The 21,166-nt window shown below is 67.9% G+C and carries 15 protein-coding genes; 7 read left to right on the forward strand and 8 right to left on the reverse strand.

From position 1 onward, the window contains the following. Positions 1-34 precede the first annotated feature (34 nt). Positions 35-1,423: an FAD-dependent monooxygenase gene (locus ACQPYH_RS20940; protein ID WP_432894447.1), complete on the forward strand. Its 1,389-nt coding sequence runs from the start codon at positions 35-37 to the stop codon at positions 1,421-1,423. Here ACQPYH_RS20940 and ACQPYH_RS20945 read toward each other — a convergent pair. From ACQPYH_RS20945 to ACQPYH_RS20960, 4 genes are all read right to left on the reverse strand, one after another. Continuing rightward, positions 1,413-2,909: a sensor histidine kinase gene (locus ACQPYH_RS20945; protein WP_432893816.1), complete on the reverse strand. Its 1,497-nt coding sequence runs from the start codon at positions 2,907-2,909 to the stop codon at positions 1,413-1,415. The genes ACQPYH_RS20940 and ACQPYH_RS20945 overlap by 11 nt on opposite strands. After that, the gene (locus tag ACQPYH_RS20950) at positions 2,909-3,610 is read right to left on the reverse strand and encodes a response regulator transcription factor (protein WP_355481297.1); all 702 of its coding nucleotides are present in this window, start codon (positions 3,608-3,610) and stop codon (positions 2,909-2,911) included. The genes ACQPYH_RS20945 and ACQPYH_RS20950 overlap by 1 nt, the downstream gene beginning before the upstream one ends. A 75-nt stretch (positions 3,611-3,685) precedes the next feature. Beyond that, entirely contained in the window at positions 3,686-4,210 is a 525-nt protein-coding gene (locus tag ACQPYH_RS20955; RefSeq protein ID WP_432893818.1) for a DUF5666 domain-containing protein, read from the reverse strand. Positions 4,211-4,322: 112 nt separating this feature from the next. Next, on the reverse strand, positions 4,323-4,796 hold the full coding sequence (locus tag ACQPYH_RS20960) for a DUF456 domain-containing protein (protein WP_432893820.1): 474 nt from the start codon (positions 4,794-4,796) through the stop codon (positions 4,323-4,325). Positions 4,797-4,850: 54 nt separating this feature from the next. Here ACQPYH_RS20960 and ACQPYH_RS20965 point away from each other — a divergent pair, with 54 nt between their 5' ends. After that, the gene (locus tag ACQPYH_RS20965; protein WP_432893822.1) at positions 4,851-6,863 is read left to right on the forward strand and encodes an amylo-alpha-1,6-glucosidase; all 2,013 of its coding nucleotides are present in this window, start codon (positions 4,851-4,853) and stop codon (positions 6,861-6,863) included. On the opposite strand, the gene ACQPYH_RS20970 is transcribed toward ACQPYH_RS20965, so the two are convergent. After that, on the reverse strand, positions 6,821-7,444 hold the full coding sequence (locus ACQPYH_RS20970) for a LysE family translocator (protein ID WP_432893824.1): 624 nt from the start codon (positions 7,442-7,444) through the stop codon (positions 6,821-6,823). The genes ACQPYH_RS20965 and ACQPYH_RS20970 overlap by 43 nt on opposite strands. Positions 7,445-7,498: 54 nt before the next feature. Between ACQPYH_RS20970 and ACQPYH_RS20975 the strand changes: the two genes are divergently transcribed. Further along, complete coding sequence (locus tag ACQPYH_RS20975; protein WP_432893826.1) at positions 7,499-8,974, forward strand: PLP-dependent aminotransferase family protein; 1,476 nt, start codon at positions 7,499-7,501, stop codon at positions 8,972-8,974. Between the two features lie 93 nt (positions 8,975-9,067). Here ACQPYH_RS20975 and ACQPYH_RS20980 read toward each other — a convergent pair whose 3' ends face one another. Then, positions 9,068-9,298, reverse strand: coding sequence for a DUF7455 domain-containing protein (locus ACQPYH_RS20980; protein WP_396406245.1), 231 nt, complete (start codon positions 9,296-9,298; stop codon positions 9,068-9,070). Positions 9,299-9,702: 404 nt separating this feature from the next. Between ACQPYH_RS20980 and ACQPYH_RS20985 the strand changes: the two genes are divergently transcribed. Further along, positions 9,703-11,787 (forward strand): DNA gyrase/topoisomerase IV subunit B, encoded by a 2,085-nt coding sequence (locus ACQPYH_RS20985; protein WP_432893829.1) that lies wholly within the window; start codon positions 9,703-9,705, stop codon positions 11,785-11,787. Between the two features lie 19 nt (positions 11,788-11,806). After that, a complete protein-coding gene (locus ACQPYH_RS20990; RefSeq protein WP_432893831.1) occupies positions 11,807-12,436 on the forward strand; it encodes an HAD family hydrolase in 630 nt (209 codons plus the stop codon). Here ACQPYH_RS20990 and ACQPYH_RS20995 read toward each other — a convergent pair. Together ACQPYH_RS20995 and ACQPYH_RS21000 are read right to left on the reverse strand one after the other, a co-directional pair. Continuing rightward, positions 12,429-14,540: a Xaa-Pro dipeptidyl-peptidase gene (locus ACQPYH_RS20995; protein ID WP_432893833.1), complete on the reverse strand. Its 2,112-nt coding sequence runs from the start codon at positions 14,538-14,540 to the stop codon at positions 12,429-12,431. The genes ACQPYH_RS20990 and ACQPYH_RS20995 overlap by 8 nt on opposite strands. Before the next feature lie 45 nt (positions 14,541-14,585). After that, on the reverse strand, positions 14,586-16,559 hold the full coding sequence (locus ACQPYH_RS21000) for an MGH1-like glycoside hydrolase domain-containing protein (RefSeq protein WP_432893835.1): 1,974 nt from the start codon (positions 16,557-16,559) through the stop codon (positions 14,586-14,588). Positions 16,560-16,847: 288 nt separating this feature from the next. Between ACQPYH_RS21000 and ACQPYH_RS21005 the strand changes: the two genes are divergently transcribed. Then, positions 16,848-17,951: a LacI family DNA-binding transcriptional regulator gene (locus ACQPYH_RS21005; RefSeq protein ID WP_432893837.1), complete on the forward strand. Its 1,104-nt coding sequence runs from the start codon at positions 16,848-16,850 to the stop codon at positions 17,949-17,951. Positions 17,952-18,059: 108 nt separating this feature from the next. Next, positions 18,060-21,149, forward strand: coding sequence for an endo-1,4-beta-xylanase (locus tag ACQPYH_RS21010; RefSeq protein ID WP_432893839.1), 3,090 nt, complete (start codon positions 18,060-18,062; stop codon positions 21,147-21,149). The last annotated feature ends 17 nt before the right edge of the window (positions 21,150-21,166 follow it).

Raw genomic sequence — 21,166 nt, forward strand, 5'->3', positions numbered from 1 at the left:
CGTAGTCATCGCCGGGTGCGGGCCGACGGGCGCGATGCTCGCTGCCGAACTGCGGCTGCACGACGTACGCGTACTCGTTCTGGACAAGGAAACCGAGCCCGCGTCCATCGTCCGAATTGTCGGCCTGCATATTCGCAGTCTCGAAGTGATGGCAATGCGCGGCCTGCTGGATCGCATGCTCGAACGCGGCAGGAAACGTCCGGCCGGCGGTTTCTTCGCGGCCATCAACAAGCCCGCACCTGCGGACCTGGATTCCGCTCACGCCTATCTGCTGGGCATCCCGCAGCCAGTTGTTGTTCAACTTCTCGAGGAACATGCGATTCAACGTGGAGCGCAGATACGGCGTGGTTCCGCGGTGGTCGGCTTCGAACAGGACGACGAGGGTGTGACTGTCGAGCTGGCCGGCGGGGAGCAGTTGCGTTCGCGGTACCTCGTCGGCTGCGACGGCTCCCGCAGTACGGTCCGCAAGTTGCTCGGCGTCGGCTTCCCGGGTGAGCCCTCGCGGAACGAAACGCTGATGGGCGAGCTCGAACTGGATGTGCCACAGGACGAGCTCGCCGCCACGGTGACCGAAGTCCGCGAGACCTACAAGACCTTCAGCATCACGCCGTTCGCCGACGGGATCTATCGCGTCGTGATCCCCGTCGCGGGAGTCAGCGAGCGCGCCGAACCTACGCTCGACGATTTCAGACAACACCTGCGCGCGATCGCCGGGACCGACTTCGGAGTGCATTCCCCGCGCTGGTTGTCGCGTTTCGGGGATGCCACCCGGCTGGCTGAACATTATCGGATCGGGAGCGTATTGCTGGCCGGCGATGCAGCGCACATTCATCCGCCGACCGGGGGACAGGGCCTCAACCTAGGCATTCAGGACGCATTCAACCTCGGCTGGAAACTGGCCGCACAGATCCGCGGCTGGGCGCCGGAAACGCTGCTGGACACGTACGAGGCCGAACGCCACCCAGTGGCCGAGGACGTTCTGGACAACACCCGCGCCCAGCTGGAACTGCTCTCCACCGACCCAGGCCCACAGGCCGTACGCCGGCTCCTTGCCGAACTGATGGACCTCGACGAAGTGAACCGCCACCTGATCGAGAAGATCACCGCGATCGACATCCGCTACGACTTCGGCGATGGCCCCGACCTGCAAGGCCGCCGCCTACGCGACCTCAAGACCAAGCACGGCAACCTCTACGACCTCCTGCACCGCGGCCGCGGCCTGCTCCTGGACCGCACCGAACACCTCACCACCGACGGCTGGTCAGACCGAGTCGACCACCTAGCCGACCCCACCGCAGCAGTAGACGCCCCCGCCCTCCTCCTACGCCCCGACGGCCACACCGCCTGGCTAGGCACCAACCAACAAGCCCTAACTACCCACCTGACCCGCTGGTTCGGCGCAGGCGAGCAGGCTACTGGTTGAGGGGGAGGTGGATGGTGAAGGTGGCGCCGTGGGGTTGGGTGTCGGTGGTGGTGACGCGGCCGTTGTGGGCGGCTACCAGGGCGGCGACGATGGAGAGGCCGAGGCCGGAGCCGCCGGTGGTGCGGTTGCGGGCGGTGTCGGCTCGGTAGAAGCGTTCGAAGACGCGGGCCTTCTGTTCGTCGGAGAGGCCGGGGCCGGTGTCGCTGACTTCCATGACGGCTTCGTTGCCGCGCGTGCCTACCGAGACCGTGATCGGCGCATCGACGGGGGTGTAGTTCAACGCGTTACTGACGAGGTTGCCCAGCACCTGCCGTAGGCGGGCTTCGTCGCCCTCGACGACGGGAGCCTCCGAGTCGGGCAGGATCGTGAGCGAGAGAGTGCGGTCCGGCTGGATGGCTTGGGCGTTGTGGAGGGTGTCCGCGGCGATCGGGAGCAGGTCGACGGATTCCATCCGGAGCGGGCGCTGCTGGTCCAGGCGCGCCAGCAACAGCAGGTCGTCGACCAGGAGGCCCATCCGCTTCGCCTCGTCCTCGATTCGGCGCATGGTGTCCGAGTCCGTCGTGTCGCCACGCTGGCGCGACAGCTCCGCGAACCCGCGGATCGACGTCAACGGCGTACGCAGCTCGTGCGACGCGTCCGCCACGAACCGCCGCATCCGGTCCTCCGACTGCCGTGCAGCCTCCTCCGAACGCCGGGCCGTGTCCTCGGAACGCCGAGCCGCGAACTCCGAGGCCGTCCGCTGCGCGAAGGCGGTCTCGATCTGACCGAGCATCTGGTTCAGGGCGAGCGACAACCGCCCGACCTCGGTCCGCGGATCCCGTTGCGGAACCCGTCGCGAAAGATCCCCGCCGGCGATGGCCACCGCGGTGTGTTCGACGTCCTCGAGCCCGCGCAGACTTCGCCGTACGACGTAGGTCCCGACGCCGGCCAGCAGCACCAGGAGGATGACTCCGGCAGCGACCTGGATCCCGACCAGGCGCTGGATCGTGTGGTCCATCTCCTTCAGGCTCTGCGCGACCATGACGGACCCCTGCTCGTCGTCCGTCGGCACTGCCAGCACCCGCCAGGTTGCGCCGCCGGACTGGGCGTCGACGTTGAACGACTTCCCGTTGAGCGCGCGGACCTGGTTCAGGTTGAGCGTCGGCAACTTCGGCAGCGGCTCGGTCTCGTCCGGCCGCGCGTTGACCGGCCCGTTGTCGCTGTCGCCCTCCGAGTTGCTGAACTGGACCACGAACTGGCTTGGCAACTGCCGCCTCGCCGGACCGGCGCCTGGGGGCAGCGGACGGCGATCGGACGGCGCGTGGGACAGCGACACCGCGGTCTGCTGCAGTTGCTCGTCGACGCGGTCGATCAGGTACCCGCGCATGATCGTCGTCGCCAGTACGCCGGACGCGCCGAGCGCAACGACCACCAGCGCCAGCAGCACGACGACGATCGTGACGCGCAACGGGTACCGGTCGGCGAACCGCCGGTGGGTCTGTTGCATCAGTTGGGGCCTCGCGGGGTGCGCAGGACGTAGCCGACCCCGCGGACGGTGTGGAGCAGCTTCTGGTCGCCGGTGTCGACCTTGCGGCGCAGGTACGACATGTACGACTCGACCACGCCCGCGTCACCGGCAAAGTCATAGTTCCACACCGCGGAGAGGATCTGGCCCTTCGACATCACCCGCTCCGCGTTCTCCAGCAGGCACCGCAGCAGCTTGAACTCGGTCAGCGACAGCTGGACCGCCTGACCGCTCTTGAACACCTCGTAGCTGTCCTCGTTGAGCTCCAGGTCCGCATAACGCAGTACGGCGGCCTCGGTCGCGGTCTGCTCGCGGTGACCGGACCGGCGGAGCAGCGCACGCACCCGGGCGACCAGCTCGTCCAGGCTGAACGGCTTGGTGACGTAGTCGTCGCCGCCGGTCTGCAGGCCGAGCACCTTGTCCTCGACCGCGTCACGGGCGGTGAGGAACAGCACCGGCACATGCCGGTCCTCACCACGGAGCCGGCGAACCACCTCGAACCCGTCCAGGCCAGGCATCATCACGTCGAGCACCACCAGGTCGGGCTCCACGTCACGCGCCTTGCGCAGCGCCTCGGCGCCATGGGTCGCCGTGGTCACGTCGTACCCGGCGAAACGCAGACTTGCGGACAGGAGCTCGACGATGTTCGGCTCGTCGTCGACGACCAGTAGATGCGGACTCATGCTGACAGTCTGCCGTGAGTTCCCATGTGAACCCTGGAAGCTTCCTGGCAATCAGCTGTGAGTCGATCTGATCACTCAGCGTGGCCCATGCTTGAATCCCCACTTCTGACCGGCCGCGTCGCGGGCCGAGCCGTCGTTGATCATCGTCGCGGTCGCGGTGTTGTCCGCCACCACCGCACTCACGTTCACGGTGCTGCCGGTCTTGATCGACGCGATGCCGTCCCGGGCGGAGTTCACCAGCGTGGCGGCGTCCACCTTGTACGTGCGGCTGTACCCGTCGTCGCTCTTGACCGTGATCGAGTCCTTGCTGACCGCGGTCACGGACCCACGCTGCGTTGCGACGGTCTGGTACCCGCCGCCTTCCTTCTGTACGACGAACTCGCCGTGCAGCGCTCCGCCGATCCCGAACTCACCGCGCGGCCCGCCCTTACCCTGCCGGTCGGGCTTCTGCTGTTGCTGCCCGGGCGTGGACGGCGACGCCGAGGGCGACGGCGTCGGATCCGCGTTGGTCGCCGCCCAGGCGACACCGCCGGCAGTAGTCGTCACGGCAACCGCGGCGACGGTGCCGATGAGCCGCCATCGCTTCTGCGAAAGCTTCATCCTGCTGCGCCTTCCGTACTGCGTGCCGGGCCGTCACCTGGCACTGGGTCTTTCCACGCTGCACCACGGAACTGAGACGAAGCTCCGGTGCACCTAAGAATTAGCTGGCAGTTCAGACGATGAAGAGAACGGCGACCAGCCAGAGCGCGGCGGCCAGCGACGTACCGATGAGCTCGATGAGCATCGAGACGCCGGTTTCCTTGAGCGCGTGCTTGGTGGAGGTCCACGCGGCGGCGTGGGTGCGCAGCCGCTGCAGTTCGGAGATGTAGACGCCGACCGGGAAGCCGATGAACATGCCGACCACCGGGATGACGAAGAATCCGACGATGCCGAGCAGCACCCCGACGACCATCGAGCGACGCGGTACGCCGGCCTCGCGGAGCCGACGCTCCGGTACGACGTACTTGACCACCTGACTCGCACCGATCAGGACCACGGTGATCGCGAACACGATCCACCCGGTCGCACTGTGCTCGACGATCGCCCAGACCAGGATCGCCGCCAGGCTGAGGATCGCCCCGGGCAGGATCGGCACGACGATGCCCACGATCCCGACAAAGATCGCGATCCCGACAAGTACCGTCACGCCAGTCTCCACACACCACACTGTGCCGCAAACCGTCCCCTTTAGGGTGGAGACATGTCCCAGCTGCACGAATTGGTCACCGCTCTTGCCGCCCCGTGGGTGGTTCTCTCGCCGCGCTCCGGTCAGCTGACCGGCTCCGGCGCCGAGGGGGTGTACGCGCGGGACCGGCGGATCCTGTCCCGGCTGAGCGTCACCGTCGACGGCCGGGAACCGATCCCGGTCCACGTCGACGAGCGGGACGCGGCCACGCATCAGTACGTCGCGATGGTCGAGGGACTGGGCGACACCCGGCACGACCCGACCGTGATGCTGTACCGCACCCGGACGGTCGACGACGACGGCCTGACCGAGCAGATCACGCTGGTGAACCGTTCCCGCTCGGCGATCGAGGGCCGGCTGGATGTTGCCTTAGGCACCGATCTGGCCGGTACGGCGGCAGTCCGCAGCGGCGCCGCCGTGAACCTGCCGCAACTCGCTCCGCTCCCGGACGGTCCCGGCCGCACGCGCTGGGAGAGCGACGACACCCGCGTCGTCGTCACCGCCGACCCCGGCGCCACGGCGACGGCCCGACTCGAGCCGGGGGAGGAGTTCACGATCACGCTCCGCGTCACAGCCGAGTTCCCGAAGTCGACCACCGGCTTCTCGATCGAGCCGCCCGGCGAGCGCACGCCGTACGACGTCACTGTCCGCTGCGACGACAAGCGGGTCGAGCGTTGGATCGACCGCTCGCTCGAAGACATCAGCGCACTCCAGTTGTCCGCCGGCAACGATCGGTACCTCGGCGCCGGCCCGCCCTGGTACCTCACACTCTTCGGCCGCGACTCGCTGATCTCGTCCGGCATGCTCATCCCGGTCGACCCGGCCCTTGCAGCCGGCACCCTCCGCGCGCTGGCTGCCTGGCAAGGGACGAAGGTCGACGCCGAGTCGGCCGAGCAGCCCGGCAAGATCCCGCACGAGCTACGCGCCGAGGTCGCCGACCACGGCGGCGGCCTGGTCCTCCCCGCGGCGTACTACGGCACGCACGACGCGACCCAGCTGTGGATCATGACCCTGCACAAGGCCTGGCGCTGGGGCATGCCCGCCGACGAGGTCCGCGACCTGCTGCCGAACCTGCGGCGTGCGCTCAGCTGGATGAAGGAGTACGCCGACCCGGACGGCGACGGCTTCCTCGAGTACGTCGACGAGTCGGGCCACGGCTTGGCCAACCAGGGCTGGAAGGACTCCGTCGACGCAGTGCAGTGGCCCGACGGCACGCTGGCAACCGCACCGATCGCATTGTGCGAGGTGCAGGGCTACGCGTACGCCGCCGCGGTGCGAGGCGCCGAGCTGCTCGAGGCCCACGACGAGTCCGGCGACGAGTGGCGCGAATGGGCGGTCGCACTACAGGAGCGCTTCCGCAAGACGTTCTGGGTCGACGGCTACCCGGCGATCGCCCTCGACGGCGCGAAGAACCCGGTGGCCGGCCGAGCATCGAACATGGGCCACCTGCTCGGCACCGGCCTGCTTGACGCCGACGAGGAGCAGGTCGTCGCCGAGGTCCTGGCCGGCTCCGACCTCAACAGCGGCTTCGGGCTGCGAACGTTGTCCACGGCAATGACCCGCTTCAACCCGCTCGGCTACCACACCGGCAGCGTCTGGCCGCACGACACCGCGATGACGGTCCAAGGCCTGTTCGCGACCGGTCAGTCCGACGTGGCGACGTCGTACGTCGAGGGCCTGATCCGCGCGGCTGATGCGTTCGGCTACCGGCTTCCGGAGTTGTACGGCGGCCGCGGTACGAGCGAGGAGAGCACGCCGACGCCGTACCCGCTGTCGTGTCGTCCGCAGGCGTGGGCAGCCGCGTCCGCGGTCGCGGTGCTCGTGGCCGCGCTCGGCATCGAGCCGGACGTCCCGGGCGGCACCCTGGTCATCAATCCCGCAGAGTCGATGCCCTGGAATGCGCTTGAGGTAAGAGGTTTGCGCATCGGCGCGGACACGTTGTCCGTGCGCCTCGACGGCGACAAGCTCACTGTGCTCGAAGCGCCTCAGAGTGCGGTGATCAGCGCGAACGCCGACAGTCCGAGGTAGATCGTCGCGACGACGAGGTTCCGCGCGCGTCCCGTCGTACGGACCGATCGGAAGCGTCGGCCGAGCGCGTCGGCGCCGACGGCGTACGAGAGGTCGAGGGCCAGGCCGATCAGCATCGCACCGAGCCCGAGCAGCAGCATCTCGGTGCGGAGCTGATCCGGTGCGGCACCGCGGGTGGTGAACTGCGGGAGGAACGCGAGGAAGAACAGCGCGGCCTTCGGGTTCAACAGGTTGACCACGACGCCGTCGCGGAACACTCGCCCCAGCGACGCGGGCGCGATGCCGTTGAGCTCGGCCGCTGACGCCGTGAGCGTCTTGATGCCAAGGTAGGCGAGATACAGCGCGCCGGTGACAGTGATCGCGGTGAACAGCGCGGGTGAGGCCTGGACCAGCGCGGCCAGGCCGAGCGCGGTGACGACGATGTAGACGAGCGTGCCGGTCTCGACGGCGAGCGCCGACACCACTCCGGCGCGGCGTCCCTGCGTGAGGCTGCGGAGCGAGATGTACAGGTTGTTCGGCCCGGGCATCCCGACCAGCACGACTGTCGCGCTGGTGAACCCCAGCACCTGACCGATTCCCATGCGGACTAGCCTGGCGGCGCGAGAAGCAGTCCACCCGAGCCAATTGGGGGAGAAGTGGACCGTTCTGGAGACCCCTTGGCGCTGGCCGACCTGATCGGCCACCGACTGACCGGTCGCTCCGGCGGTCTGTACCGGCGGCTGGCCGACGAGATCGCCGCCCTGATCGGTTCGTCCGACCTTCCGGTCGGGGCGCGTCTGCCGGCCGAGCGCCGGCTGGCCGAGTCCCTCGCGATCAGCCGCTCGACAGTGGTCGCGGCGTACGACGAACTCCGCGCCCGCGGCCTGGTCGAGAGCCGCCGCGGCAGCGGTACGACGGTGGCACGCGCGGCCGGACGCGGTCGTTCACGAGCGGACAAGCACATGCCCACGGGGTACGGCGAGTCGCTCTTCCACCGGATCACCGTCGGGCCTGGCGAGGTCATCTCCCTCACGTACGCCGTCGACCCCGGCCTGCCCGAACTCTCGTCAGAGCTCATCGACCTTGCCTCCACCGAGCTGCCGGCACTGCTCGGCGACGTCGGCTACCACCCCCGCGGCCTTCCGGTACTGAGAGAACGCATCGCCGACCACTTCACCGACGGTGGACTGCCCACAGCGCCGGACGAGATCGTGGTGACGACCGGAGCCCATCAGGCGATCGCGTTGGTGACGCAGATGTACCTGCGCAACGGCGCCGCGGTCGCGATCGAGCAGCCCAGTTGGCCGGGCTGCTTCGACCTGTTCGGGGCGGCCGGCGGGCGAGTGGTCGGCGTACCGCTGGACGATGCCGGGATCCGGCCGGATCTGCTGGAGGCTGCGTTCGCGGAGGACCAGCCGGCGATGTTGTTCGTGATGCCGACGTTCCACAATCCGACCGGCCGGTTGATGTCGGCGAACCGGCGTCGGCAGGTCGCCCAGCTCGCCGCGCGGTACGGCGTCGTGGTGGTCGAGGACAACGCGTATTCGGCCTGGGATCCGTCCGGGCCGGCGATCCCTCCGCCGCTGGCGGCGTACGCGCCGGACGATGCGGAGGTACTCACGATCGGGTCGGTGTCGAAGGCCGTGTGGGGCGGTCTGCGGATCGGCTGGATCCGGGCGTCGCGACCGTTGGCTGAGCGACTGGCCCGCCACAAGGCGCTGGCCGACCTCGGGAGTCCGCTGATCGATCAGGCGCTGACCGCGCGGTTGCTGCCGCGACTTACCGAGCTCACGGCGACCAGGGCTCAGCTGGCGACGGCGCGGAAGAAGTTGATGGGGGAGTTGCTGACCGAACGACTGCCCGAATGGGAATGGAGCACGCCGGTCGGCGGGTCGGCGCTGTGGATCCGGCTGCCGGAGACGGACGCGCGAGTCTTCGCGCAGGTGGCGTTGCGGCACGGTGTCGAAGTGGTGGCGGGGCAGGCGATGGATCCGTCCGGCTCGCACGACGATTACCTACGGGTGCCGTTCGCTTACTCCGAACAAGTGCTTGATGATGCGGTGACCCGGTTGGCGCGGGCCTGGCAAGAATTGCGGCGGCACGGCCCGGGGCCCGGAGTACCTGTCGTGTAACGGAAGGATGGCGGTCACCCTTCCGGGTGAACCGCCATCGAAGCCTGTATGACTTTGGCGCCGCCGTTGGCGCGTTTGGAACAGCCTTGGGGCTTACCGCTCTTCTTCCGCGGCGACCGTCGGGGTGGCTTGGAGCCGCCCGGTCTCGTCGTGGATCGTGATCGCGATGTCGCGCAGCTTCTCCGAGTGCTCCCGACCGTGGTGGGCGCAGAAAAGTAGCTCCCCACCGCTGGTCAAAGTGACTCGGACGTAGGCCTGCGCACCGCAGCGGTCACAACGATCCGCGGCCGACAGGGCCGAACTCGGGGCGAGTGCTGTAGTCATTGAGGCCTCATCTCATCTAGTTCCGTACTCACCAGATAGCAACATCCTGACATGCGGATCGCTTCCCGGTGGGGACAACGTGTCCGTATGTGAGACGAACCACCTGTCTCCGTATGACGCTCGTTGACGCGGAATCGTTTCGTAGGTGGGGGATTTTCCGGTGAGTCACGGCGGCGGAGTGCTTCTTCTCTCACTGTGCGCCATGAAACCGTCACCGTGTGCTGAGAATCGGAGTGTCGTACGCCACTTCCAATCGAGTCCGGATCGATACCTGTCGCAACACGTATCTCCGGTTCCCATCGGCATGTCCGGCCGCATGCCGTCCCGGGCCCCGCCTGCCATGTTTTGGGGGTGCGGCCGCATAGGCTGTGGGTAGTAAGCGTGTGAACCAGTGAAGGAGCCCTGTGGCCGCCCCGACGCCTCGCAGTACCGAGATCGACCCGGCGTACAACGCCCGCCATCTGCTCGTCCTCGAGGGTCTCGAGGCGGTCCGGAAGCGGCCCGGTATGTACATCGGGTCCACCGACAGCCGCGGTCTGATGCACTGCCTGTGGGAGATCATCGACAACAGCGTCGACGAGGCCCTGGCCGGCTTCGGCGAGCAGATCGACGTCGTCCTGCACAAGGACGGCTCGGTCGAGGTGAAGGACCGCGCCCGCGGCATCCCGGTCGACATCGAGCCGAAGACCAAGCTCAGCGGTGTCGAGGTGGTGTTCACCAAGCTGCACGCCGGCGGCAAGTTCGGCGGCGGGTCGTACAACGCCTCCGGCGGTCTGCACGGTGTCGGCGCCTCGGTGGTGAACGCGCTGTCCGCGCGAATGGATGTCGAGGTCGACCGCGGTGGCACGGTCTGGACGACCTCGTTCCGTCGTGGCGTCGCCGGGGAGTTCGACGGTGATGGTGCGAACGCTTCGTTCACGCCGGCGAAGGGTCTGCGGAAGGCCGGCCGCGCGAGGAAGGGCGTGACTGGCACCCGGATCCGTTACTGGGCAGACCGGCAGATCTTTACCAAGGACGCGGCCTTCAACTACGACGAGGTGGTGACCCGGGCGCGGCAGACGTCGTTCCTGGTGCCGGGCCTGTCGCTGGTGATCCGCGACGAGCGCGGCGACGAGGTCACCGAGGAGCACTTCAAGCACGACGGCGGCATCAGCGAGTTCACCGAGTTCCTCGCGACCGACCAGAAGGTGACCGACGTCGTCCGCCTGACCGGGACGGGTCACTTCACCGAGACCGTGCCGATGCTCGACGACGCCGGCCACATGACACCGTCCGACGTCGAGCGTGATCTCGACGTCGACATCGCGGTGCGCTGGGGCGACGGGTACGAGACCGAGCTGCGGTCGTTCGTGAACATCGTGGCCACGCCGAAGGGCGGCACCCACGTCAACGGTTTCGAGCGCGCGCTGTCGAAGAGTTTCACGAATGCACTTGATGGCACCCGCCTGCTGAAGAACGGCGAGGAGATCATCAAGGACGACGTGCTCGAAGGCATGACCGCGGTCGTCACGGTGCGCCTGGCCGAGCCGCAGTTCGACGGCCAGACCAAGGAAGTTCTCGGTACGCCGGCGGCGTCGCGGATCGTGGCGAAGGTCGTGCAGACCGAGCTCGAGGCGTTCCTCACGTCCAGCAAGGCCGCGCAGAAGGCGCAGGCGCGGGCCGTGCTGGAGAAGGTCGTTGCCGCGTCGCGGACGCGGGTGGCGGCTCGTCAGCACCGTGAGCTGCAGCGGCGCAAGACCGCACTCGAGTCGTCGGCGCTGCCGGCGAAGCTGGCCGACTGCCGGAGCAACGACGTCGACCGGTCCGAGCTGTTCATCGTCGAGGGTGATTCGGCCCTCGGTACGGCGAAGCTCGCGCGCAGCTCGGAGTTCCAGGCGCTGCTGCCGATCCGGGGCAAGATCCTCAACGTGCAGAAGGCGTCCGTCGGCGACATGCTGAAGAACACCGAGTGCGCGTCGATCATCCAGGTCGTCGGCGCCGGCTCGGGCCGGACGTTCGACCTGGAGCAGGCGCGGTACGGGAAGATCATCTTCATGGCTGACGCCGACTCCGACGGCGCCCACATCCGCTGCCTGCTCGCGACGCTGTTCTTCCGGTACATGCGGCCGCTGGTCGAGGCGGGGCGCGTCTACACCGCCGTGCCGCCGCTGCACCGGTTCGAGCTGACGAACCCGAAGAAGGGTCAGGACAAGTACCTGTACACCTACAGCGACGCGGAGTACCAGCGGAAGACGGCCGAGCTGATGAAGAAGGGCGTCCGCTGGAAGGAGCCCCCGCAGCGCTACAAGGGTCTCGGTGAGATGGACGCCGACCAGCTGGCGGAGACCACCATGGACCCGCGGCACCGCACGCTCCGCCGGATCACGGTCGACCACGCGGAGGACGCGGCCAAGGTCTTCGACCTGCTGATGGGCAACGACGTTGCCCCACGCAAGGAGTTCCTGGTCCAGGGCGCCTACGAACTGGATGAGAACCGCATCGACGTCTGAGTCTTGTAAGGGTTGAGCCATGACGCCACGGCTGGTCTGTTTCGACCTCGACAACACGTTGATCGATCGGGACGCAGCGTTCGTGGCGTGGGCGCGTTGGTGGGTCGACCGCGCCGGACTCGGTCCGGACGCGCTCGACTGGTTGATTGCCCACGACAACGGCGGGTTCACGCCGCGCGACGAGTTGTTCCAACGCTTCGAGCAGCGCTTCGGCGTCGGGATCTCGGTCGACGACTACGACCGCGAGCACCCGCCCTTCACCTCGGTGGACGCCGAGGTGCTCGAAGGGCTGGCGGCTTTGCGTACGGCGGGTTGGCGGCTCGCTGTCGTGACGAACGGGAACGTCGTCCAGCAGTCCGCCAAGCTGGCGCACACCGGTATCGACCGTGCAGTCGACTTCTGCTGCATCTCTGGCGCGGTTGGTGTTCGGAAGCCGGATGCGCGCATCTTCGCTATCGCAGCGGAGGGTGCCGGCGCGGGGCTCGAGGGCGGATGGATGGTTGGCGATCATCCGGCGTACGACATCGCCGGAGGTATCAATGCCGGCCTTCGGACGATCCGCATCGGGAGCCACCATGCGGCGGACTCACCGATGGCGGATCATCACTTCGATTCTGTCCTCGAAGCCTTCGCTGTCCTGACTACTTGAGGGCGTCGGCCAGTGCTTTGCGGCCGCCGACCACCGGGATGTCGATGGAGCTGTGGGAGAGGTCGAGGGTCAGCTGGGTGCCGGGAGCGGGCCGGATGGTGAAGTCGCGGTCGCTCGAGACGATCATCAGAGCCAGCCTGTTTCCGGCTGGTACGACGGTGTCCTTGGGCTGCAGGTCGACGTCCATCCGGTACATCTTGCCCGGCTTGACCGGCGCGTCGAACCAGTCGGACACCCGGTTGGCCGGGTCCATCCAGCCGCGCGTGAGGATCGTGCCGTTGCCTGTCGGCGGGTAGCTGACCAGCGCTGCGGTCACATTCGCCTTGGATGCGCTGAAGGCGAGTTGCAGCGAGGCAGACGGCGTACCGCTGATGCGGACCGGCTTGGTCAGCGGTGGCGTCTCGTACACCAACCGGACTCCCGAGGACAGCGCGTTCGCGGAGGTGATCGCCGCGATCGATGAGTCGTCGGTCAGAGTCTCCGTGCCCGACTTGGTCGGTGCGAAGGTCAGGCCGCCGCGCGTCGGCGCTCCCGGACTCAGATGCAGGCCGGCCTGACCGGCGGCCGGGTCCGGCCACTCGGCGTACGGCGTCGGGTTGGCGTTGCTGCATTGCAGGCTGACGGTCGCACCGTCGGCGACCTTCTGGCCGGCGGCTGTTGCCACGGGGGAGGCCAGGACCAGATGGGTCGAGTCGGGGATCTTTGCGATCAGGCGGTTCGTGCTGGTGACTGTGCCGTCGGCGTTGGTCTGCGGCACCGTCAACGAGAACCCGATCCGGAACGGTTTCGTATCCGCGACCGCGAGCGTCGCCGTGTTGGACTGCTCCCCGGCCACCGTCGTCTGACGCGGCGGACACGACGCGGCCTCGCGGACGACCCACGATCGCGGCAACTGCTCGACCCCGTTCTGTACGCCGTACAAGTATCGGGTGAACCAGTAGTTGACGAGTACGTCGGGTGGCGCGCCGCCGTGGCCGCCCTGGTGGAAGTAGAACATGTGCGGCACGTGCTGCTTCTTCAACGCGGCGTAGAACTGGGCCGCGTTCTTCGTCATCACGTTGAAGTCGTTGTTGCCATGGGCAAGCAGGGTCGCGGCGCGGACGTTGCGCACGTCCTTCATGTAGTCGCGCTCCTGCCAGAACTTGTTGCGGTTGCCCGTGGCGCGGTCGATATTGCGCTCGATGTCGTCGATCACCGGCTGGCAGATCGTCCGCGCACCGGTCTCGTCGAGCCGTGAGTAGACGACGTCGGCCAGTACGTCGAGGTCCTCGCCCTGGAACGCGTTGTTGTTGCCGGACGGGTTCGACGACGAGTGCGGCGCCCGGACCATGCCGTTCGCGCGGTAGTAGTCGTACCAGTCGGAGATCGCCGAGATCGGCACGATCGCCTTCAGCCCGGCCACCCCGGTCGTCGCAACAGCCTCCGGCAGGGTCCCGTTGTACGACGTACCGATCATGCCGACGTTTCCGGTCGTCCAGCCGGCCACCGCCCGGGTCGAGCCGTCCTTGGTGGTGTAGGCGCGGGCCCGGCCGTTGAGCCAGTCGATCACCGCCTTCGCGGCCAAGGTCTCGTTCGTGCCGCCGGATGTCGGGCAGCCGTCCGAATGGCCGGTGCCCGGCGACTCCGCGTGGACGACAGCGAACCCGCGTGGCACCCAGGTCGATTCATAGACGGTGCTGATCACCGGGCTGGTGTCGAACGCCGCCCAGAACGGTGCGCGCGGACGCGTCGCCGGCGGGGAGCCCAGCTCGTGATCGACACCCCAGTTGCTGTATTCGTCCGCCGTACCCGCGTAGTAGGGGCTGTCCTCGAAGATGACCGGCACCTTCAGGCCCTGAGTGAGGACCTCCGAGGGCGCGGTGAAGTCGGCGTGGATCCGGTCGGGCGCGCCGTCGTGGTCGCTGTCGAACGGCGCCTGGACCCACACCTCACCGCTGTACCAATCGGCGGGATTCGTCGAGAAGACGGCCTGGGCGAGACCGTCGACGAAGGTCGGCACCGCCGGCGCGGCGATCGCCTTCTGTGACGCCTGAGCCGGACTTGCGACTGCTGCCGCGACGAGTGCGGTCGCTGCTGCAGCACTGACCAGAAGTCGAATCCTCATGCGTGGGCCCCTCCCAGCATTCGACGGGCGGATCGAACCTCTGAATCATCCGGCGCTGGTACCCGAACCGCAACCGCTCACCGCGGGGCGTACTGCGACGACCGTGCCGTTCGAGTCGGGCGACTGCGTCTCGCCGTCCACGGAGACCTCGAAGCCGTCGGGCCTGATGCTGATGTCGATCATGTGCCCGCGGTAACCAAGACCACTCAGCGTGATGTTGCCAGCGGCAACCAGGTTCGGCGTGATGTGCAGCGAGCCGTCGGGGTTGGGGTGGATGCCGGCCAGGCCGGTGAGGACGGCTTCGGCTCCGGTGAGGCCGGCGATGATGTTGATGCGGCGGCCGGAGGCGGGCGCGCCTGGTTTGTCGGAGTAGTGGTCCTGGGGGAAGTACGGGTAGTGCTCGCCCATCCAGAACAGCCGACGCAGTACGTCCCACGCGAGCTCGGGATGACCCTGCTGCCACAGTGTCAGCGCGAGTTGCGGCGCCTCGCCGGTGTACGCGCCGCCGCCTGACCAGTCGATGTCGGCGGTCTCGTAGTGCAGTTCGTCCTCGGCGCTGACGCTGCTGACGCCGTACTCGCCGAGGAACGCGCCGGGGCGGAGGTGGCTGATCAACGCGTTCGCGATCTCCGGCGGGCAGGATCGTAGTGCGTCGAACGCCTGGACGGAGTACGCGAGCTCGGTATGGCCGTCGGGATAGCGGCTGCGGAACCATCCTGCTCGGGGATCCCACAACTGCCGGATCACTTCGTCGCGGATCTGTCGCGCCGAGCGCCTGAGCTCGTCGGACGGGAGCGCGGCGCCGGTGAGATCGGACAGTTCGGCGAGGGTCTCGAGGATCCAGGCTCGTTCGGCGTTCGGGCTCGCGACGACATGCTCCCAGCCGGATCCGCGCATCTCGAGCAGATTGCTCTGGTCGCCGTAGTCCCGCAGTACGCCGGTCTGGTCGTCCGGCTGGAACCGCTTGTCGAGGGTGGTGAGTACGTCGTACAGCCGGGCGATCAGAGCTGGATCGAGCCGGCGTTCAGCAGCGGCTGCTCGGGTCAGGGCGACGAGTGACCAGCCGCTGTACGCGTACGCGACGCCGAGGCCGGTCCCGTCGGGCGCGATGGCGTACCGGTCGGTGAGGTCGGCGTCGAGGAAGGACTGGATGACGTCGAGGACGCTGTCGCCGAGCATCAGGCTCAGCAGAGTCGGCGCGTAGCCGCCGGTGTCCCACGCATAGGAGCAGAGGGCGCCGCCGTCGAGGCCGGACGTTGCGATGAACGGCTGGGTGACGAAGTCCGGGTGGTCCCACCAGCAGACGAGCCCGCTGGCGAGCGAGCGGCGGTAGTACTGCTCGAGCCCCGGGATGTCGGAGGTGAGTGTCGGAACCCGGCCGAGCGTCTGGGCGATGCGGGACTCCCAGGCGCGGGTGGTGTGGCCCGCGCCGGCTTGGATGGCGATGGTGAAGGTCGCCTCGCCGTGTCCTTCAAGGGTTGCCGTCAGACCGTCGTGCGACAGGGTGACCGGCTCGCCTCGGCCTGCGGCAGGCGGAACCCAGCCCCACTCGGAGAGTGGGACCTGGTGGGCTTGGGTTGGGGCCAGCTCCGGGCAGACGGCGATTTCGTGGGTGTTGCCGGAGCGGTTCCGGATCCGCAGGGTGAGGACATAGCCGGGGGAGCCGTGGCTGGGTGTGAGGGTGGACTCGACGGCCAGCGAGGTCAGGCCGTCGGCGTACTGGTGGTAGGTGCCCCGGCGGACGATCCGATCCGGTCGCCAGGTGCCGCCGGCCGGGAGAAGACCGCGATTGCCGGCGCCCGGGCGGGCCAGGTCCACGACCCGCTGCCCGTCGACCTCCAGCGAGATCGTCAACCGGCTGTCGGGCGCGGCCAGCGGGGGAGCGAACCAGCCGCCGACCCCGCACACGGTTCCGGTCAGTTGGCTGACCGTCCCGGTGCCGCTGCCGACCCAGATCTCGGCGGGTGGCACAGCGCGGCGGAGGTCGAAGGCGAAGTCGTCGAGGGCGTACGGCGGCATGGGCGGCCTTCCTGGCGGCTTGTCGGTTCTTGTCCCGGCCTTGTCCCGGCCTTGTCGGGCCTGGTTGAGCCTGCGGGCGTGCCGGACCGGTCCCGGCAGGTGATCCCGGCCTGCGTAGGACCGGTCCAACACGGTCCGACGATCGTGGCACGACAACCGCGACGGGCGCAATGCTTCGTACTGAAACCGATTGCAGGCAGGGTGTTGACGGCGTACCGGCGCACTGTTACGTTCCGGTGCAACCGTCCGTTGGACCAGTCCAACGGACCGAACCCGAAGGATGGCCGGATGGCGAAGCTGACGATCCGCGACATCGCGGCGCTGTCCGGGCTGTCGAAGTCCACCGTCTCGCTGGTGCTCAACAACAGCCCGAAGGTGGACCCGGCGACCAGGCGGCACGTCCTCGCGGTGATGCGCCGGCACCGGTACGTGCCGAGTTTCGCCGCGACCGCGCTGGCCAAGGGGAGCACCCGGCTGATCGGCATGGTCGTGCCCGGCCTGTCCTGGCACATGGTTGCCTCGATCAACATCGGGGTGGCCGCGGTGACCGAGCGGAGCGGGTTCGACATCATCCTCTACACGGCGACCAACGACCGCGACTACGGTTCGCTGATCGACCGGATCCTGACCTCGAGCATGGCGTCCGGCCTGCTGGTCGTCAGTCATGAACAACCGCTCGACCCGCTGGTCCAGCTGCACGAGGAAGGCCTGCCGGTCGTCCTGGTCAACACCATCGACGCCGACGTCGCACTGCCGTCGGTCACCGCCGACAACTACGACGGCGCGTTGACGGCGATGGATCACCTGCTGCAACTGGGGCACGAGCGGATCGCTTGTGTCCAAGGGCGGATGACGTACCGCTGCTGCCAGGACCGCTACCGCGGGTACCTGGACGCGCTCCGGACGGCCGGCATCCAGCCGGATCCCGAGCTCACCAAGCCAGGCGACTTCCTGCCCGAGCAGATCCGCGCCCGTTCACACGAACTGTTCGCGCTGCCTGCCGACGAGCGTCCGACGGCTGTGTTCGCGCACTCCGACGTGACGGCGTACGCCGTGATGACCGCGGCCGCCGAGGCCGGGCTGCGCGTTCCGGAGGACGTTTCCGTGATCGGCTTCGACGACATCGAATCGGCGGCACAGATCCGGCCGCCGTTGACCACCATCCAGCAACCGTTCATCGACATGGGTAAGCGGGCGGCGGAGCTGCTGCTGTCCGAGATCGGCCCCCGCGACCCCGATGACGAGGAGCCGGGGGAGGCGGTCGACGTCGAGCCGCCGTCCGCCGACCTGCCTCGACTTGTGATGCCGACCAGCCTGATCGTCCGGGCGAGTTGCGGGCCGGTGCCCGTGACCCGGTCCCCGCGCGGACGCTCGCAGACCACCAAGGCCTGATCCCCGGATCGAGGTCCCGCCCGACCGCTGACACCACACGTACGACAGCAGCCCCAGGCCTGACGCCGACGGGCGATGCTGTCGCGCGCTCTCTGGAAGGAATCCGGAGTGATCAGAAAACTGGCCACCGGTGTGACGCTTGCCCTCATCGCCTCGGTGGCGATCCAGACCACCGCCCGAGCCGACGCGACGCCGTACGAGGTCCTCCCGGCCGATGCCGTTGCCAACTTCACCGAGTTCAAAAGCCTCCCGACCGATGCGACCCAGCAGGTCGACATCACCGGCAACCCCGACTTCACCAAAGCCCTCGAGATCAACGTCCCGAACGGGCCGCAGAGTCCCGGTCTCGACGGCGAGTACGAGATCACCCTCGGCGTGCCTGCTGCCGCGACCGTCACCGAAGGCGACGCGCTGGTCGCGACCGTATGGGCCCGAGCGATCACGCCGACCAGTGGTAACGCCCACCTGGTCTTCGAGACGGACGGTTCGCCGTTCAAGAAGTCGCTCAACGCTGCCCTGCAGTACGGCACCGAGTGGAAGAAGTTCGAGTTCCCGTTCCGCGCCGCGACGACGTACACCGCGGGGACGAGCACGGCCGCGCACCTGAACCTGTGGCTCGGATACGGCGCACAGAAGTTCCAGATCGCCGGCGTCTCGGTGCAGGATCTCGGCCCGGGCAATCCGGCTGGCTACCCGCAAGTGACGTACGACGGCCGCGATCCGAACGCCGCCTGGCGTACTGCGGCCGACGCCCGCATCGACCAGTACCGCAAGGGGAACCTGTCGGTCTCGGTCGTCGACACTGCGGGGAATCCCGTCAGCGGCGCGACCGTGTCCGCAGTACAGCAGACGAGTGCGTTCAAGTTCGGCGCCGCGTCCGACGGTGCGCGGCTGGTCGGCGATCCGGCCGGTGGGATCAGCGGGACCGATCTGGCGCAGTACCAGTCGAAGTACTCGACGCTCTTCAACCAAGGGGCCCTGGGCAACAACCTGAAGTGGAACCACTGGGAGAACCCGACCGAGCGCGAGACGATCACACTGCCCGCTCTGCAATGGATGCGTGAGCACGGGCTGCGGATCCGCGGCCACAACCTGATCTGGCCGTCGTGGGGACTGATGCAGCCCGACGTCGTGAACCTGCAGAACGACCCGGCCGCGTTGCGCGCCCGGATCAACACCCACATCACCGACGAGGCGTCGACGCTGGCCGGGCTCGTCGACGAGTGGGACGTGGTCAACGAGCCGTACTCCGAACACAACGTCCAGGACATCCTCGGCCAGGACGAGATCGCGAACTGGTTCCGGCTCGCGCACGCAGCCGACCCGAACGCGAAGCTCGCGCTGAACGACTACGGCCTGGTGGAGAACAACGGCTGGGAGACGCGTCACCGCGATCACGTGTACGACCTGGTGCAGTCGTTGAAGTCGTCGGGTGCGCCGATCGACACGGTCGGATTCGAGAGCCACTTCAACGGGCTCCAGCTCACCTCGCCGGACGATCTGATGACGATCGTCGACCAGTTCGCCGGCCTCGGCGTGAAGGTCGCGGTCACCGAGTTCGACGTGGACACCGACGACCAGCAACTGCAGGCCGACTACACCCGCGACTTCATGACCGCGATGTTCTCGAACCCGAACGTCAACCAGATCAGCAACTTCGGGATCTGGTCGAAGAACATCTACAACCCGCGCGTCGCGCTCTACAACGACGACTGGTCACCCAAGCCGAACGCGCTGGTCTGGGAGGACTTGATCCAGCATCAGTGGCACACCAGCGTCTCGGGTCCGTCGAATGCTGCCGGGACCTTCGGTACGCGCGGCTTCCTCGGCGACTACCTGGTGACGGTCACCGTGAACGGCATCTCGAAGCAGGTGAAGGTCGCTATGCCGACCACCGCCGGCGCTTCGGTCAAGGTGATCACGGACGGCATCGCCACCACAGTCCGCACCAGCCAGCCGAATCCGATCGGTGACGGCGGCTTCGAGAGCGGTACTCGCCGCTGGACGTCACTCGGCACCGGTCCGGGCAGCGCTGCGAACGCCCACAGCGGCCACACCGCACTCTCGCTGAGCCCAGGCTCGGGCGTCACGCAGAACATCACTGGCCTGACCCCAGGCACGAGCTACCTCCTGTCCGGTTGGGGACGTCTGAACGGCGGCGGTACCCAGTGCTACGCCGGCGTCCGCGGTGGCGCCACAGCTGGTACGCCGACCTTCCAGTACGAGCTGTCGTACGCCGACGAACGCGCCTACACGCAGAAGCTGGCCGCCTTCACGCCACCGACCGGGACGAAGTGGGTCCAAGTCTTCGCCTGGTCGAACCCCAGTGCGAGCTCTCCCGAATGCACTCTGGACGACCTTGCCATCACACCGACGGATGGCACGCCTCCACCGGCACAGGGTCCGCCCGCAGTCTTGCCGTCTCTGCCGACACCGTCGGTGCTGGCGAACGGGTCACTCGAGAACCAGTCGAACACGACCGGCTGGTACTGCCTCGGGACCTGCACGCTGAAGAACGCGTCGACGACTCCGCATGCCGGGTCTGGTGACCTGTCGGCTGCTGGGCGGGAGGCCGCCTGGGCTGGTCCGGCGCAAGGGGTGTCCGTCGTGAACGGCGGCCTGTACGACTCCTCGGCCTGGGTGCGGCTGGCGTCCGGGTCGGACACAGCGATGGTCAGTCTGAAGCTGACGACGTCTACCGGCTCGACCACTCTGCGGCTCGGCTCGGCGCCGGTGAGCTCCACCGGGTGGACGCAGATCTCGGCGTTGAACACGACGGTCTCCTGGACCGGGACGCTCACGAAGGCCGAGTGGTGGGTCAGTACTTCGACGGGCGCCGGTGATCTGCTCGTCGACGATGCCTCGTTCGCACCACTCGCGAAGACACCTGTCCGGGGGACCGGGCCTGCTGAGACCGCGTTCAACCCGGTCCAGCCGACCGCGGCCTGCGTCGTACACAACGCCGACTCCTACACGGCGTACTTCGGTTACTCGAATGCCAACAACTACTACATCCCCGTCCCGGTCGGCAGCGACAACGCGTTCAGCCCGGGACCGTCCGATCGCGGCCAGACCGTCTCGTTCCTGCCCTTCCAACGTCCGCGTCGCGTGGCGGTGACCTGGGACGGCAGTCCGCTCACCTGGCGGCTCGGCTCCCTGTCCCAGACCGCGTCGTCGGCATCGCCGGCCTGCAGCTAAGTCACTGGAGGAATTCT

This window comes from Kribbella sp. CA-245084, from assembly GCF_050942355.1.
Classification (GTDB): domain Bacteria; phylum Actinomycetota; class Actinomycetes; order Propionibacteriales; family Kribbellaceae; genus Kribbella.

What these genes read in the sequence shown, in the direction of transcription:
- ACQPYH_RS20950 (WP_355481297.1), bottom strand. Translation starts at nt 3,610, where the DNA reads ATGAGTCCGCATCTACTGGTCGTCGACGACGAGCCGAACATCGTCGAG.
- ACQPYH_RS20980 (WP_396406245.1), bottom strand. Translation starts at nt 9,298, where the DNA reads ATGACTACAGCACTCGCCCCGAGTTCGGCCCTGTCGGCCGCGGATCGT.
- ACQPYH_RS21005 (WP_432893837.1), top strand. Translation starts at nt 16,848, where the DNA reads ATGGCGAAGCTGACGATCCGCGACATCGCGGCGCTGTCCGGGCTGTCG.
- ACQPYH_RS20940 (WP_432894447.1), top strand. Translation starts at nt 35, where the DNA reads ATGCTCGCTGCCGAACTGCGGCTGCACGACGTACGCGTACTCGTTCTG.
- ACQPYH_RS20995 (WP_432893833.1), bottom strand. Translation starts at nt 14,540, where the DNA reads ATGAGGATTCGACTTCTGGTCAGTGCTGCAGCAGCGACCGCACTCGTC.
- ACQPYH_RS20990 (WP_432893831.1), top strand. Translation starts at nt 11,807, where the DNA reads ATGACGCCACGGCTGGTCTGTTTCGACCTCGACAACACGTTGATCGAT.
- ACQPYH_RS20945 (WP_432893816.1), bottom strand. Translation starts at nt 2,909, where the DNA reads ATGCAACAGACCCACCGGCGGTTCGCCGACCGGTACCCGTTGCGCGTC.
- ACQPYH_RS20965 (WP_432893822.1), top strand. Translation starts at nt 4,851, where the DNA reads ATGTCCCAGCTGCACGAATTGGTCACCGCTCTTGCCGCCCCGTGGGTG.
- ACQPYH_RS20970 (WP_432893824.1), bottom strand. Translation starts at nt 7,444, where the DNA reads ATGGGAATCGGTCAGGTGCTGGGGTTCACCAGCGCGACAGTCGTGCTG.
- ACQPYH_RS21000 (WP_432893835.1), bottom strand. Translation starts at nt 16,559, where the DNA reads ATGCCGCCGTACGCCCTCGACGACTTCGCCTTCGACCTCCGCCGCGCT.
- ACQPYH_RS20955 (WP_432893818.1), bottom strand. Translation starts at nt 4,210, where the DNA reads ATGAAGCTTTCGCAGAAGCGATGGCGGCTCATCGGCACCGTCGCCGCG.